Annotated in this window: 12 protein-coding genes; 10 read left to right on the top strand and 2 right to left on the bottom strand. The window is 63.6% G+C overall.

All coding sequences use genetic code 11. The annotated features are described in order from the left end of the window. Positions 1-44 precede the first annotated feature (44 nt). The 3 genes from MHAR_RS10455 to MHAR_RS10445 all read left to right on the top strand — a co-directional run bounded on the left by MHAR_RS10455 (position 45) and on the right by MHAR_RS10445 (position 1486). Positions 45-446 (top strand): 5-(carboxyamino)imidazole ribonucleotide mutase, encoded by a 402-nt coding sequence (locus tag MHAR_RS10455; RefSeq protein WP_014587582.1) that lies wholly within the window; start codon positions 45-47, stop codon positions 444-446. 25 nt (positions 447-471) lie between these two features. Beyond that, complete coding sequence (locus MHAR_RS10450; RefSeq protein ID WP_014587581.1) at positions 472-912, top strand: universal stress protein; 441 nt, start codon at positions 472-474, stop codon at positions 910-912. 103 nt (positions 913-1015) lie between these two features. Then, positions 1016-1486, top strand: coding sequence for a universal stress protein (locus MHAR_RS10445; RefSeq protein WP_228369553.1), 471 nt, complete (start codon positions 1016-1018; stop codon positions 1484-1486). A 262-nt stretch (positions 1487-1748) separates the two neighbouring features. On the opposite strand, the gene MHAR_RS10440 is transcribed toward MHAR_RS10445, so the two are convergent. Together MHAR_RS10440 and MHAR_RS10435 are read right to left on the bottom strand one after the other, a co-directional pair. Continuing rightward, complete coding sequence (locus MHAR_RS10440; RefSeq protein ID WP_143763397.1) at positions 1749-2804, bottom strand: M42 family metallopeptidase; 1056 nt, start codon at positions 2802-2804, stop codon at positions 1749-1751. Between the two features lie 46 nt (positions 2805-2850). Next, positions 2851-4386, bottom strand: a complete 1536-nt coding sequence (locus tag MHAR_RS10435) for a beta-ribofuranosylaminobenzene 5'-phosphate synthase (protein WP_228369552.1) — start codon at positions 4384-4386, stop codon at positions 2851-2853. 84 nt (positions 4387-4470) lie between these two features. Between MHAR_RS10435 and MHAR_RS10430 the strand changes: the two genes are divergently transcribed. From MHAR_RS10430 to MHAR_RS10400, 7 genes are all read left to right on the top strand, one after another. Further along, positions 4471-5727: a hydroxymethylglutaryl-CoA reductase, degradative gene (locus tag MHAR_RS10430; RefSeq protein WP_014587577.1), complete on the top strand. Its 1257-nt coding sequence runs from the start codon at positions 4471-4473 to the stop codon at positions 5725-5727. Next, on the top strand, positions 5724-6536 hold the full coding sequence (gene pheA, locus MHAR_RS10425; protein WP_048144621.1) for a prephenate dehydratase: 813 nt from the start codon (positions 5724-5726) through the stop codon (positions 6534-6536). Before MHAR_RS10430 ends, pheA begins: the two co-directional genes overlap by 4 nt. A gap of 337 nt (positions 6537-6873) precedes the next feature. Continuing rightward, the gene (locus MHAR_RS10420; protein ID WP_014587575.1) at positions 6874-8028 is read left to right on the top strand and encodes an inositol-3-phosphate synthase; all 1155 of its coding nucleotides are present in this window, start codon (positions 6874-6876) and stop codon (positions 8026-8028) included. 216 nt (positions 8029-8244) lie between these two features. Then, entirely contained in the window at positions 8245-8496 is a 252-nt protein-coding gene (locus tag MHAR_RS10415) for a hypothetical protein (protein ID WP_143763396.1), read from the top strand. After that, positions 8493-10571, top strand: coding sequence for a PAS domain S-box protein (locus tag MHAR_RS10410; protein ID WP_014587574.1), 2079 nt, complete (start codon positions 8493-8495; stop codon positions 10569-10571). The genes MHAR_RS10415 and MHAR_RS10410 overlap by 4 nt, the downstream gene beginning before the upstream one ends. A gap of 44 nt (positions 10572-10615) precedes the next feature. After that, the gene (locus MHAR_RS10405) at positions 10616-10897 is read left to right on the top strand and encodes a peptidylprolyl isomerase (RefSeq protein WP_014587573.1); all 282 of its coding nucleotides are present in this window, start codon (positions 10616-10618) and stop codon (positions 10895-10897) included. A gap of 192 nt (positions 10898-11089) precedes the next feature. Further along, positions 11090-12871 (top strand): SLC13 family permease, encoded by a 1782-nt coding sequence (locus MHAR_RS10400; RefSeq protein WP_187287816.1) that lies wholly within the window; start codon positions 11090-11092, stop codon positions 12869-12871. Positions 12872-12914: the final 43 nt, after the last annotated feature.

Here is a 12914-nt window from a genome sequence, read left to right as displayed (position 1 = left end):
AAGTTTGAGCCCCTCAGGCTGAGAAAACGGAAGGTTTGGGTGCCATGACCGAGATCGCCGTCATATCGGGGTCCAAATCGGACCGGCCCGTGGTGGAGAAGGTCCTCCGGGTCCTGGTGGAGAAGGGGGTCGACTACGACGAGAGGGTTCTCTCGGCCCACAGAAACCCCCTGGATCTGGAGCTGTACATAAAGGAGACGGATGCGAAGGTCTTCATAGCCGTCGCCGGGCTCTCCGCCGCCCTCCCCGGCTTCATCGCCTCTCGGACGGATCGGCCGGTGATCGGGGTTCCGGTGAGCGCAAAGCTGGGGGGCCTCGACGCTCTCCTCGCCATCTCCCAGATGCCGCCGGGGGTACCCGTCGCCTGCGTCGGGATCGACGCCGGGGAGAACGGAGCCCTCCTGGCGGTGAGGATCTTGGGGGCGAAGGAGCGGCCCCAGGGATGAGGATAGATCCGATAGGTGTCATAATATGTACGAGAAGATCCTGATAGCCACCGACGGCTCCGCCGCCTCGATGAATTCCAGCAGGTCCGGGATCAAGCTCGCGAAGTCCCTGGGGTCCGAAGTCCTCGTCCTCTACGTCATAAACGAGATGGCGATATCCAGGGTCATCGCCTCCATGATCGGCAGGGGTTTCCGTCAGGAGGATCTGAGGCGGGCCCTAAAGGCCTCCGCCGAGAAGGTAGTCTCGGAGGTCACCAAGATGGGCGAGGCCGCAGGGGTCCGGGTGGAGCCCATCATAAAGGAGGGGGACCCCGCCTCCAGGATCCTGGAGACGGCGGAGATCGAGGGGGTCGACCTGATCCTGATGGGAAGCCACGGCGAAGGGGGGATATCTTCGAAGCTGATCGGGAGCGTCGCCGAGAAGGTCCTGAACTGGTCCACAGCGCCGGTGATGATAGTGAGATGACCGGGGCTTGCAGCGGCGTATTTATCCCCTTTATAAGGCTTCTTGATGCCGGTATCGGAAAGATACCTATTTATATCAAAGGCGTAATGGATAAACTCAAAAGGTGCGGAAGGTTGTAGGGAGATTTGAGAGGTGTGATAAGATGTATGATCGGATTTTAGTTGCTACAGACGGCTCCGCCAAGTCCAAGGTCGCAGTAGAGCACGCCGTAGACCTGGCCAAGGCCACGGGCGCGAAGCTGCTCGGAGTTTACATAGTGAATGAGGTCGTGGTGGCCAGCGCCGTCAGGCAGCTGGGCGCGGACAAGAAGGAGATCGAGGCGAAGCTCCAGGCCAGCGGAGAGAAGGCCGTAGCTGATATCAAGAAGATGGCCGACGAGGCCGGTGTGGCCGTCGAGACGATGGTCAGGTCCGGGGCTCCTGCCAACGCCATCGTCGACCTCGCCAGGACCGAGGAGGTCGATCTGATCGTCATGGGAAGCCATGGTGAGAGCGGCGTCACCAAGCTCCTCATCGGAAGCGTCGTCCAGAAAGTTCTGTATTGGGCATCCTGCCCCGTCCTCGTAGTGAGATGATCGAAGATGGCAGTAGAGATGATATCCTCAGGGATCGCTTTTCCAGCTTTCGCGGTGGTATTAGTCGTAGGAACGCTCCTGGCCTATACGGTCATAAGCCTGATAGGCGGCAGCTAGCTCTCCAGAAGGGCGCCCTCCTCGCGGAGGGCGCTATCATCATCCCTCTTTTTGGCGGTCCATCCCCCAGGGCATGAGGCTCTTGGGAGATACGATCTTGGAAAAATAGGTGAGCTTCGGCCTTCTGCCGAGATCGGTGGCCGTATCAATCGGGCTTGAAGTACCTCTCCGCCGTCTCCAGGGCCCGGGCGATCAGCTCGGCGCAGGCATCGACGTCCTTCAGGCTCAGGACCTCGACGGGGGAGTGGATGTAACGGGTGGCGACGCTGATCACCCCCGTATGGATCCCCTCCCGGGTGAGCTGGATCGCCGTGGCGTCGGTGGTGCCGCCGCCGGAGACCTCCATCTGGACGGGGATCTCGAACTCCTTCGCCGTCTCGGCGAGCCAGGATACGACCTTCGAGGTGGTGATGATCCCCCGCCCTGAGGCGTCGGCGATGATCACCACCGGACCCTTTCCTATCTCGAGGGGCGAATCCTTCTTGTCGATCCCCGGATGGTCTCCTGGGATGGTGACGTCCGTTGCGAGAGCGACGTCGGGAGAGAGGCCGAAGGCGGAGGTCCTCGCCCCCTTCAGCCCCACCTCCTCCTGGACCGTCCCCACGGCGAAGATCGTCGACTCCGTCCTCGTCCTCTTGAGGGCCTCGATCATCATGACCACACCGGCGCGGTTGTCGAAGGCCTTCCCCGTCACCCTGTCCCCGGCGAGCCTGGCGAAGGTCCGATCGATGCTCATGGGGGTTCCGGGCTTGATCCCAAGCCCCAAGGCCTCCTCCTGGCTTTCGCAGCCGGCGTCGACGAACATATCCTTCACCTCGATCGGCTTCTTCCGATCTTCGGGGGTCATGACGTGGGGGGGCTTCGACCCGATGACGCCCCATATCGGCCCGGAATCGGCGTGGATGATCACCCTCTGGTTGAGGAGGGTCTGGTCGAACCAGCCTCCGATGGTGACGAACCGGATGAACCCCTTCTCGTCTACGTACTTGGTCATGAGGCCGATCTCGTCGATGTGGGCTGCGATCATCACCGACGGCCGCCTTCCCCTTCTGGTGGCGACGAGGTTTCCGAGGTTGTCGATCCTCACATCGTCGACGAGGTGTCCCATCTCCTCCCGGAGGATCTCCTGGATCGATCCCTCCCGTCCCGATATCCCGTGGGCGTTGCTCAGCCGTTCAAGAAGCCTTTGAATCTCGTCCATCTCTTTCATCCCGTCCATAATAATCGGTACAATCGGGGCTCTGAGGTCAGCAGATCCTCGTCTCCGCGCCGGAGTTTTGGGAGCTGGTGACGACGACCTCGCCCCCTCTCTCCTCCATGACCTCCCTCGCCGCCGCCTCGATCTCTCGCACGCCGGAGTCGGCGACGGCGTAGACCGTCGGGCCGAAGGAGCTGAGCCCCGACCCGGCGGCTCCCGCCTCCCTCATCTCCTCCATCAGCCTTCGGACGAGCGGGTCCTGGAGCTCCACCTCCACCCTCTTGAACCCCAGGGCCTGGATCCTGTTCACAGCCGCCCCGAAGCCCTCGATCTCCCCCGTCATGACCGCCGGCATCATCCTGACCAGGATCTCGCGGCAGAGCTCTGCCACCTCCTCCTTCGGGACGGGACAGAAGGCCCCGAAGACGTCGGCCTCGTGGCGGCCGTGGGCGCCCTTCGGCAGATTCGGGATCACCAGGATAAACCTCCAGTCCCTCGGAACTTCGGCCCTCATGATCACCGGCGGTGGCGCGACCCCCGGGGAGGCGGAGGAGGGGCGATAGTCCACCTTCTCCCTTCCCGGGCCGAAGGAGTGGCCTCCGTCGACGATGAACCCTCCCCCCTCGAAGGCGGCGACCCCTATCCCGCTCGTCCCGCCCCTCTCAACGGCCTTCGCGATCTCCCGGGCCGGAGGTGATCGGCCGTATAGCTCGCATAGGGCCTTGGCCACGGCCATGGCGAGCTGGGTCCCACCGCCGAGGCCTACGTGCTGCTGGTAGGAGGACCTGATCCTTATATCGGCGCCGCCGAGGCCGAAGCTCTCCATCGCCCCGAGGGCCGCCGCCCTCGCCCTGTCGGCGCCCTCGCCCCGGACGGTGAGGCCCTCGCCCCGCTCCGCCTCCACCAGGATGGAGGGCTCCTCCAGGGCTATCCCGACCCCCCCGTCGACGCGCCCCAGGTCTCCGGCGAGGTCGGTGAGGGTGATGTGGATCCGAGAGGGGGTCTGGACTATCACCCTCCTCCTCTCCTGGAACTTGTGATAGGGGAAGGTCTCGGTGATGGCCATCAGGGGCCTCCCATGTCGGATGATCTTGTACTCCCTGGAGAGGAGGGGCTCTTTGGAGAGGACGCCGAAGATCCCTCTCAAATCGGCCGCCTCCTTCAGGGCCCGGAACCTCAGGAGGTCGCGCCTCGACTCGATCCGGTGCCTCTTCAGGATCGTACCGATCGGCATATCCGCCCGCATCAGGTCGGTCTTGAACCGGTCCTCGAGCCGCTTGATGGGGGTGAGGGAGGCGGCGTGGATCAGGGTCTCCCCCGAGGCGGAGCTCTTCAGCTTCACCACCCGGTAGTTCACCTCATCGCCGGCCTCGATCTCCAGCTCCCGGGCCGTCGCCTCATCGGCGGCCACCACCCTCTGGACGAGGGTCTCGATCTCGACGGGGCTTCCGGTGACCACCTCCAGAAGGCAGGTGACGGAGCCGTCGGTCCCCAGGAGCATCTTCTGGACGGGGCTGAGGGTCCCCACCGCCTTCTCGAGCCTTGCGATCTCCTCGTCCACCCTCAAAGTCGGCGATCCGTCCACAAAAAAAGGAGGTGCCGGCTGGCATAAAGTTTTTCCCCTCCGGGGACGAGCTTTCCCCTCTCTGGGCTTCGTGGAGGATTTTCATTGAAGACGTCGAGAATTTCGGGGTTTTATAAGCTTTCAGCGCCGGATCGGCTGAAGATGGTGGCGGAGAACTCTGGTCTCTCCGAGGCGGAGGTGGAGGCGATCGGCAGCCTGGGCCTCTCCCTCGATCAGGCCGACAAGATGGTCGAGAACGTGGTGGGGCTCTTTCAGATACCCCTGGGGATCGCCACCAACTTCCTCATCGACGGCCGGGAGGTGCTCGTCCCCATGGCTACGGAGGAGCCTTCGGTGATCGCCGCCGCCAGCAACGGGGCCAGGATGGCCCTCGCCGGGGGTGGCTTCGTCACCAGCAGCACCGAGCCCGTGATGCGGGCCCTCATCCAGGTGACGGGGGTCGATGACCCCTGGGGAACGCGGCTCGCCATCCTCGCCCGCTCTGGGGAGATCGCGGCGAGGGCGAACGAGAAGGACCCGATGCTCGTCAGCCATGGGGGCGGGGTCGTCGGGGTCGAGGCGGAGGTCGTCGAGACGAGGAAGGGGCCGATGGTGGTGGTCCACCTGCTTGTCGACTGCCGGGACGCCATGGGCGCCAACGCCGTCAACACCATGGCCGAGGCCCTCGCCCCCTTCATCGAGGAGATCACCGGCGGGAGGGTCTACCTCAGGATCATATCCAACCTCGCGGACCTCCGCCTCGCCCGCGCCCGGGCCGTCTTCAAGGCCGAGGAGATCGGCGGGGCCGAGGTCGTCGACGGCATCGTCCTCGCCTCCGCTCTGGCGGAGAGCGACCCCTATCGGGCCGCCACCCACAACAAGGGGATCATGAACGGGGTGACGGCGGTGACCATGGCGACCGGTAACGACACCAGGGCGATTGAGGCCGGAGCCCACTCCTACGCCGCCCGGGGTGGGATGTACAGGTCCCTCTCCGTCTACGAGAAGAACCGGGACGGTGACCTCGTCGGATCGATAGAGCTCCCCGTCGCCGTGGGGACCGTCGGGGGCGCGACGAGGGTCCACCCCGTCGCCAGGGCAGCCGTCCGGGTACTGGGGCTCAGATCCGCCGACGACCTCGGCCGGATCCTGGCGTCGGTGGGCCTCGCCCAGAACTTCGCCGCCCTCCGGGCCCTCGCCACCGAGGGGATCCAGAGGGGTCACATGTCTCTGCACGCCCGGAACGTCGCCGTCCAGGCCGGCGCTAAGGGGGATGAGATCGAGGCGGTGGCGGGTAAAATGGCGGCGGAGAAGAGGATCAACGTCGATCGGGCCAAGGAGCTGCTGAGCGGGATGAGATGAGCCCGTTGATAGGGGTCCTGGGGCCGGAGGGGACCTTCTCGGAGAAGGCGGCAAGGCGGCTCAGCCCCGGAGCCGAGATCCGCTACTTCCGGGACTTCGAGGAGGTGATCTCCGCCGTTGAGGTGGGGGATGCGGATCTGGGGGTCGTCCCCCTGGAGAACAGCCTGGAGGGCTCCGTCGGCGCGACCCTCGACTCCCTCCTCCGCCACGATGTCGAGATCGTCGGAGAGATCAACCTGAGAATAAGGCACTGCCTCCTCGGCCGCGGTGGGGCGGAGGGGGTGAGGGTGATCCTCTCCCACCCCCAGGCCCTCGCCCAGTGCAGGGGCTACATCAAGAGGAGGTTTCCGGAGGCAGAGCTGAGGACTACTGGATCCACCTCCCACGCCGCCCGCCTCGCCCAGGAGTTTCCGGAGATGGCGGCGATCGCCGACGCCGAGGCTGCTGGAAGGTACGGCCTTGCGGTGATCGAGAGGGACGTCCAGGACTCCGACGAGAACGTCACCCGCTTTGCGGTGGTGGGAAGGTCGGCGCCGGCGCCGACGGGAAGGGACAAGACCTCCCTCGCCCTCTACCTGGAGCGGACGGAGCCGGGGGCCCTCTGGGAGGTTCTGGGGGAGTTTGCGACTAGGGGGATCAACCTCACCAAGATCGAGTCCCGGCCGAGCAGGCGGGCCCTCGGAGACTACTACTTCTTCATCGACCTGGAGGGGCACGCCTCCGACCCCCAGGTGAAGGAGGCCCTGGCGCGGATCAGGGAGAGGGCGGCGGTGACCAGGGTCCTCGGCTCCTACCCTCGGACCGACTAGTTCGTCCCTTCGCCGGATAGGCGGAGCCCGCCGGCCTCACCCCCGGGGCGGGGACGCATAACCCCGCTTTTGAGAGCCGACCTGCCCCCCCTCTCGTCGGTCTATGAGCCACCGCCGGTCCTGCCCCCCGAGCCTCAGACGGTTTGGGAGGGAGGCTTTGGGACGGATCTTCCATAGGAGGTCGGGGACGGTTCGATGGAGAAAATTGACTTCGGTCGACCGCGCAGACCCCAAATTAGGCCTTCGCGATGGCCTATAGATTTATCTAATAGAAATGTAGCATACTCGCTAGCACGTCGAGCTTTACTACTTCAGGTCAATTTGGGAGGCGACGAGATTGGGAAAGATAAAATTAGCAATTGCAGGTCTCGGCAATTGCGCCAGCTCTCTCATCCAGGGGATTGAATATTATAAAAATTCAGATGACGATAACTGGATAGGGCTGATGCATCGGTCCGTCGGTGGCTACAGGCCGGGGGACATAGAGGTGGTGGCCGCCTTCGACATCGATGAGAGGAAGGTGGGAAAGGACGTCAGCGAGGCGATCTTCGCCCCGCCCAACTGCACCAAGACCTTCTACTCCAACGTCCCCTTCATGGGGGTGGAGGTGAAGAAGGGGCCGGTCCTGGACGGCGTCGCCCCTCACATGGCCTCCTACGACGATAGCAAGACCTTCGTCGTCTCGGACCGCGAGCCCTGCGACGTCGTCAGGGAGCTGGACGAGAGCGGCGCCGAGGTCCTGATAAACTACATGCCCGTCGGCTCCGAGGAGGCTAGCCGTTTCTACGCCCAGGCCGCCCTGGACGCCGGCGTGGGGTACGTCAACTGCATGCCGGTCTTCATCGCCTCCGACCCGGCCTGGGCGAAGAAGTTCGAGGAGGCGGGGATCCCGATCGTCGGGGACGACGTCAAGAGCCAGATAGGAGCCACCATCGTCCACAGGACCCTCGCCAAGCTCTTCAACGACCGGGGCTGTAAGCTCGACCGGACCTACCAGCTGAACACCGGAGGAAACACCGACTTTCTGAATATGCTCAGCCAGGACCGGCTCAAGTCCAAGAGGATCTCCAAGACCGAGGCTGTCCAGTCGGTCCTGGACGTCCCCCTGATGGCCGACGACATCCACATAGGCCCCTCCGACTACGTCCCCTGGCAGAAGGACAACAAGATCTGCTTTCTCCGGATGGAGGGGAGGATCTTCGGGGACGTCCCCATAAACCTGGAGCTGAGGCTCTCGGTGGAGGACTCCCCCAACAGCGGCGGATCGACGATAGACGCGATCAGGGTCTGCAAGATGGCCATCGACAGGAAGATCGGCGGCCCCCTCCTGGAGATCTCGGCTTGCACCATGAAGCATCCCCCGGTCCAGTACCCGGACTTCGTGGCGAGGGAGCTTCTGGAGAGGTTCCTCAAGGGAGAGGCGTTGGATCTCGCCCCCGAGCCTCCCCTGAGGCTGAGGCTGGCCACCGCGGTCGAGGATAAGGGCGATTGAGCTGACATAAGCCCGATCTCCCGCCGACGAGCTCCGCCAAGCCTCCCATCCAGCCCCGATCCGGCTCCTCGACCGTCGCCCCTCCCAAGAGAAGGAGCTGCCCCCTCCAAAGGGCTGGAGGGGGCTCCTGCAAGCCCAAGCCCCGACCGTCCTCATCATCCTCAGGACCTTATGCACCGGTCTATCGGCCGATGGGCATAGGTGAGAAGGAGGATCATGAGGGAAGAAAAGGCCCTGGCGGAAGATCTGGAGGGGTTTGTAGTCCCCATCGACGGGGTCTCCCTTCGGGGCGGAAGGTCGGAGAAAGGCGCAACGGGTGATGGATATATGCGGTCTTCACCAGTGGAGAAATCGTCGTATGGGAGGCGGCCTCTCCCTCCGGCCGACGGATATCCCGATCGTCTCTGGTCGCTCTTCGAGGTTGCTATCCGGGGCTCTTCCGTCGACTTCTCTGGAGGCTTATCGTGATCCGGGTTCTGATCGTCGACGACGACCCCGCCATTCTGGAGCTTGCCGCCCTCTTCCTCGAGAGGTCCGGGGATATCCAGGTGGATCCGACGGAGACGGCGGCCGAAGGCCTGGAACGGCTGGAGGGGGGGGAGAGGAATTATCATGTCGTCGTCTCCGATTACGCCATGCCTGGGATGGACGGTATAGCCTTTCTCAAGGCGGTCCGCAGCCGCAAGCTCGAGATCCCCTTCATACTATTTACAGGAAAGAGCCGAGAAGAGGTGGTGATCGAGGCTCTAAACTCCGGCGCCGACTACTACCTCCAGAAGGACGGAAACCCGAAGATCCTCTTCGCCGAGCTCTCCCATCAGATCCGACAGGCTGCCGAGAGCGTTAGGGCGAAGAGGGAGGACCTCATCCAGAGGAATCTCGCCCTAGGGCTCTCGGGGGCGACCTCCCTATCGGCGGCCCTCAGCCTCTGCGTCGGGGCGGCGATAGCCGTCTCGGAGACGGACTGTGGGACGATCTACCTCTTGGAGAGGTCCTCGGGGAGCTTCATCCTCTCCCACTCCCAGGGCTTCTCCCCCGAGTACGTCGAGGAGATATCCAGGAGGCGGCGGAACCCCAGCACCTCCCTGATATCGAGGGCTCAGGAGCCGATCTACATCCGGCACCAGGATCGGGGTCTCCCCCTCCAGAAGGCCCGGGAGCGGGAGGGGCTCCGGGCCATGGCCGTCGTCCCGATCCGCCACGAGGGGGAGGTGATAGGCTACTACAGCGTCGGAACCCACACCTTCGACGAGATCCCCCCCGAGGGGAGGAGCGGCCTGGAGACGATCGCCGCCATGACGGAAAACGCCATCGTGCGGCTGAGGGCCCAGGAGGAGCTCCGGAGGAGTGAAGAGCAGCTTCTGGCCATCTTCGAGACTGCAGAGGTCTCCTTCGTCATAACCGACGGATCTGACCCGGACCCCACCGTCCTTGAGTTCAGCCCCGGGGCCGAGAAGATCTTCGGCTACCGTCGCCGGGAGATGGTGGGAAATCCGGTCTCAAGGCTTCACCTCCCAGAGGACGTGGCCCTCTTCCCTGAGGTCCACCGGCAGATGAGGGAGGGGGGCCGGGGTTTTTCCGGGCTCACCACCCTGGTACGAAAGAACGGGGAAAAGTTTCCTGCCATCTTCTCGACTTATCCCCTCTTCGACGAGTCTGGGCAGATGCGGGCCGCCCTGGGCGTCAGCGTAGACATCACCGAACAGAAGAGGATGGAAGAGAACCTCCAGAAGAGCGAGGAGTACTATCGCGCCATCTTCGAGAACAGCGGCACGGCGATGGCGATCGTGGAGGAGGACGGCCTCATATCAAAGGTCAATTCCGAATCCGAGGCCCTCTTCGGACGCCCTCCCCAGGAGGTCGAGGGGAAGATGAGGTGGGACGAGTTCATCTCCGAGGAGGATCGGGAAGATCTCTGGGATCTCTTCCGGAAAGGGCAAAGGAGGCTGAAGACCCCCACCGCCCAGTACGAGGCAGACCTGATCGACCGATGGGGCGGCATAAAGCGTGGCCTTTTTCGGGCTAGCATCATCCCCAGGACTAAGCAGTACGTCGTCTCTGTCACGAACATAACCGAGCAGAAGAGGATGGAGGTGGCCCTGAAGGAGAGCGAGGAGCGGCTTAAGATGGCCGTCGAGGGAGGAAACCTGGGGATCTGGGACTGGAACCTGGAGACGGGGGAGGGGTCTTTCAGCGATAAATGGGGGGAGATATTGGGGTACTCTCCAGAGGAGCTGAAGACCCACCTCGGGATCTGGGACAGCCTCGTCCATCCCGACGACCGGGCGAGAGTAAAGCAGGCCCTGATGGATCATCTGGAAGGGCTGACCCCTTATTGTGAGATCGAACATAGGATGAGGTCGAAGGACGGTGGCTGGGTCTGGATTTTGGGCCGGGGCAAGGTGGTGTCATGGGACGAGAGGGGCCGTCCGGTGAGGATGACGGGGGTCATCCAGGAGATGAGGGCGGCAAGGGGCGGATCCCGGGGTCATGATGGCATCTTAGTCGATGGAGGCGCGGCGGGAGAGGTGCCGCCGGATTAGAGGCTCAGAGAACCTTTTTATCCGGTCCCGCCAACGGCCTCACCATGACCAAACAGGTTCATGCGGCCCACATTCTTGTAAAAACAGAGAAGAAGGCGAAGGAGGTTCTCGAGAAGATCAGCAAGGGAGAGAGCTTCGCCGAGATGGCCCGGAAGTACTCCGACTGCCCCTCTTCGAAGAACAAGGGGGACCTCGGATGGTTCGCTAAGGGCAAGATGGTCCCCGAGTTCGAGCGGGCCGCCTTCGAGGCGGAGAAGGGGAAGGTCGTCGGCCCCGTCAAGACCGACTTCGGCTACCATCTGATAAAGATTATTGATAAGAAGTGACCCCCGCCCGGGGCGATCCTCCCTTCAGGGGCGGTCCTTGAGATCCGACCTTGAGATCGGCCGGTGGCCCCCTCCAGTAGGCCGGGATGGCACCTCGAGCTCGATCTGGCGGGGTTATCCCCCTGCCAAATCTATAAATTCCATTCCGCCATAATTGAGGGAGTGATGACGGATCTGCCCCCCATTTTCGGAATGACCGGAGATCTGGCGATGATCTTCGGAGTTCTTCTTCTCACCCTCATCCTCTTCATCTGGGGCCGCTGGAGGTACGACGTGGTATCCCTTCTGGCGCTCCTGGCGGCCACAGTTACCGGCCTCGTCCCCTGGGATCAGGCCTTCCTCGGCTTCGGCCACCCCGCCGTCATCACCGTCGCCGCCGTCCTCGTCGCGAGCCGGGGCCTCCTGAACTCGGGGGTCGTCGACGTCATGGCCGGGTGGCTCTCCCGGGCAGGAGATTCGCCAACCCGCCAGGTTGCCTCCCTCACCGGCCTCGTCACCATCCTATCCGGGTTCATGAACAACGTCGGCGCCATGGCTCTCCTCCTCCCCGTCGGGATCCGGATGGCTATCCGGAGCGGAAACTCTCCCTCGATCCTTCTGATGCCCCTCGCCTCCGGCTCCCTCCTCGGGGGCCTATTGACCCTTATAGGGACCCCCCCGAATATCATAATCGCCACCTTCAGGGCCGAGAGCGTCGGCGATCCCTTCGGGATGTTCGACTTCACCCCCGTCGGGCTGGGGGTGGCTCTCTCCGGTTTCCTCTTCATATCTCTAATAGGGTGGAGGCTCGTTCCCGTCCGAAAATCCCCTTCGTCCAAGGAGAGGCTCTTCGAGATAGAGAACTATCTCACCGAGGTCCTGATCCCCGAGGGGGCGAGGATGGCGGGCAAGACCCTCCAGGAGGTGAGGGAGGCATCAAAGGCCGATTTTCAGGTGCTAGGGCTTCTCTCCGGGGAGACGAGGCTTGCGTCCCCCTCCATCTTCCACCCCCTGATGCCGGGGGAGATCCTCCTGGTGGAGTCGGATGCCGACGAGCTGAAGATCTTCCTCGACGATACCGGCTTTCAGCTCGGCGAGGAGAAGAAGGTCGGGGAGGAGGCCCTCAGCTCCGGGGATATGGGGATAGTGGAGGCGGTCGTAAAGACCGATTCGAGGCTCCTGGGGAGGACGGCGAGGTCGGCGAGTTTGCGATGGCGGTACGGGGTGAATCTCGTCGGCGTCGCCCGCCACGGCATCCAGCTCCAAAAGCGGCTGGGGCAGGTCCGGTTTCAGGCCGGAGACGTCCTCCTCCTCCAGGGGCCGAGGGAGCATCTCCCAGAGATCTTGAACACCATGGGGTGCCTTCCCCTCGCCGAGAGGGGCCTGCGGCTCGGCCACCCGAGGCGGATCATCCTATCCGTCGCGATCTTCGGCTCAGCCATCCTGGCGGTGGCCGTGGGCCTCCTCCCGGTCCAGATCGCCCTGGTTTCGGCGGCCGTCGCCATGGTGATGGGGGGGCTCATGAACCTCCGGGAGGTGTACACCTCCATAGACTGGCCGGTGATAATCCTCCTGGGAGCCATGATCCCCGTAGGCCGCGCCCTCGAGACTACTGGGGGAGCGGGCCTCATCGCCGAGAGCATCCTCTCCCTCTCTGGAGGATATCCCCCCATCGTATCCCTGGCGATGCTCCTCGTCATCACCATGTTCCTATCGGATATCGTCAACAACGCCGCGGCAGCGGTGCTGATGGCGCCCATCGGCCTGGGGATCGCCTCTTTCATGAACCTCTCCCCGGACCCATTTCTGATGGCGGTCGCCATCGGGGCGTCCTGCGCCTTTCTCACCCCCATAGGCCACCAGTCCAACACCCTGGTGATGGGGCCCGGAGGCTACCAGTTCGGGGACTACTGGAGGATGGGGCTGCCCATGGAGCTGGTCATCGCCGTCGTCTCCATCCCCCTCATCGTCATCTTCTGGCCTCTCAGCGGGTGACCTGGAGGGACGAGGGAACTGGGGCCGCGGGTTGTCTCTCCCC

The sequence above is a fragment of the Methanothrix harundinacea 6Ac genome, assembly GCF_000235565.1.
Taxonomy (GTDB): domain Archaea; phylum Halobacteriota; class Methanosarcinia; order Methanotrichales; family Methanotrichaceae; genus Methanocrinis; species Methanocrinis harundinaceus.
This window is presented reverse-complemented; position numbering and strand designations above follow the sequence as displayed.

Coding starts and splice junctions, on each gene's coding strand:
- MHAR_RS10455 (WP_014587582.1), top strand. CDS start 45: ATGACCGAGATCGCCGTCATATCGGGGTCCAAATCGGACCGGCCCGTG.
- MHAR_RS10450 (WP_014587581.1), top strand. CDS start 472: ATGTACGAGAAGATCCTGATAGCCACCGACGGCTCCGCCGCCTCGATG.
- MHAR_RS10440 (WP_143763397.1), bottom strand. CDS start 2,804: ATGGACGAGATTCAAAGGCTTCTTGAACGGCTGAGCAACGCCCACGGG.
- pheA (WP_048144621.1), top strand. CDS start 5,724: ATGAGCCCGTTGATAGGGGTCCTGGGGCCGGAGGGGACCTTCTCGGAG.
- MHAR_RS10415 (WP_143763396.1), top strand. CDS start 8,245: ATGAGGGAAGAAAAGGCCCTGGCGGAAGATCTGGAGGGGTTTGTAGTC.
- MHAR_RS10405 (WP_014587573.1), top strand. CDS start 10,616: ATGACCAAACAGGTTCATGCGGCCCACATTCTTGTAAAAACAGAGAAG.
- MHAR_RS10400 (WP_187287816.1), top strand. CDS start 11,090: ATGACCGGAGATCTGGCGATGATCTTCGGAGTTCTTCTTCTCACCCTC.